Source organism: Alistipes sp. HGB5, from assembly GCF_000183485.2.
Lineage (GTDB): Bacteria > Bacteroidota > Bacteroidia > Bacteroidales > Rikenellaceae > Alistipes > Alistipes finegoldii.
The window spans coordinates 1-1,036 of the sequence record NZ_AENZ01000047.1; the positions used below are offsets into that span (position 1 = coordinate 1).

Genomic DNA, 1,036 nt, shown 5'->3' on the forward strand with positions numbered 1-1,036 from the left:
GATGCCGTACCGGCGTATTTCAGCGTACGCCTGTCCTTCCCGGAGCAGGGGCTGCCGGGAGACGAACGTTCCGGTGAAGTTTGCCAAAGCCAGCGGAACGAGCCACTGGAAATCGCTGCCCCTACCGCCCATGACCTCGCACGAGTGAAAATCTGCGGGAAGGGTTTCGGAATCGAGACGAGACATGGTGAAAAGGGCCGGAATACCATTGATCTCGGCCTCGCGGAAATCCCGGATATCCGCGAAAGGGATGGATGATTCGTATGCCATGATATTGAAATAATGCCGCCCGCTCGTTTCGGAACAGGCGGCAGGTGATTAAAGAAAGATTCGGTGCCACGCTCCGCGCAGATAGACGTTACCTTCCACATAGAGCGTATATAAGTCCGCAGAGACAATCCGCAGGAACAGCGTTCCATCGTTGTGCAATTTCCCGATCTGACGCCGGAACGCCTCGGCGGGAAAAGGTTTGCACGAGATGAACCGTCCGCGAACCTCTGCGTCAGAGGGGAGGTATTCGTACAAGCGGTAATTGAGAGCCAGCCAGCGAAGGATTTTGCGGCGGGTTTTCGCATCGTCCGTCCGCAGTGTGAAACGGTTGAAACAAAGATTGTTCATCGTAAATCGGAGTTAGTTCAGTGACAAGGTCCGACAGAAATAGTCCGTATAATCGAAGTCCAGTCCCAGTCCAGAGCAGGCCGTTTCAAGATCGCCGTAGCACAGAGCCCCGGCATCCCGCAGTTCCCGCAGGTTGCGAAGTTCCACGGCCAGATATTCCTCGGCGCGACGTTCGCCGCAGTGGCATGCGGTGCAGATATTTTCAATAATAATGTTTCGTTCCATGGATCGTCTTCATTTCAGGTTATACAATCGAAAAAGTTTGCGCCAGCCTCTTCCGGCCATAATCCGTTCGACCTCCGGGGACAGAGAGTCGATGAAATCCTCCACCCTCCAGCCTTCCCGGATATGTTTTTGCAAGTCGATCGCTTTCGTCGTACTCATAGCTGTAGTCGATCAGGGTTTAAGTATGAGTTTG

At 53.7% G+C, this 1,036-nt stretch carries 3 protein-coding genes; all 3 read right to left on the reverse strand.

Going from position 1 to position 1,036, the window contains the following annotated elements; genetic code table 11:
• Positions 1–270 (reverse strand): LPD28 domain-containing protein (locus tag HMPREF9720_RS07210; protein WP_009597563.1); only part of this gene is annotated, 270 nt, incomplete at its 3' end.
• A 48-nt stretch (positions 271–318) separates the two neighbouring features.
• Positions 319–618: a hypothetical protein gene (locus HMPREF9720_RS07215; RefSeq protein ID WP_009597564.1), complete on the reverse strand. Its 300-nt coding sequence runs from the start codon at positions 616–618 to the stop codon at positions 319–321.
• Between the two features lie 12 nt (positions 619–630).
• Positions 631–843 carry a hypothetical protein gene (locus HMPREF9720_RS07220; RefSeq protein WP_009597561.1) on the reverse strand — a complete coding sequence of 71 codons (213 nt, stop codon included), beginning with the start codon at positions 841–843 and terminating at the stop codon, positions 631–633.
• Positions 844–1,036 lie beyond the last annotated feature (193 nt).

Bases quoted from the DNA above. Each gene is read 5' to 3' on its own strand.
- HMPREF9720_RS07215 (WP_009597564.1), bottom strand. From the start codon at position 618: ATGAACAATCTTTGTTTCAACCGTTTCACACTGCGGACGGACGATGCG.
- HMPREF9720_RS07220 (WP_009597561.1), bottom strand. From the start codon at position 843: ATGGAACGAAACATTATTATTGAAAATATCTGCACCGCATGCCACTGC.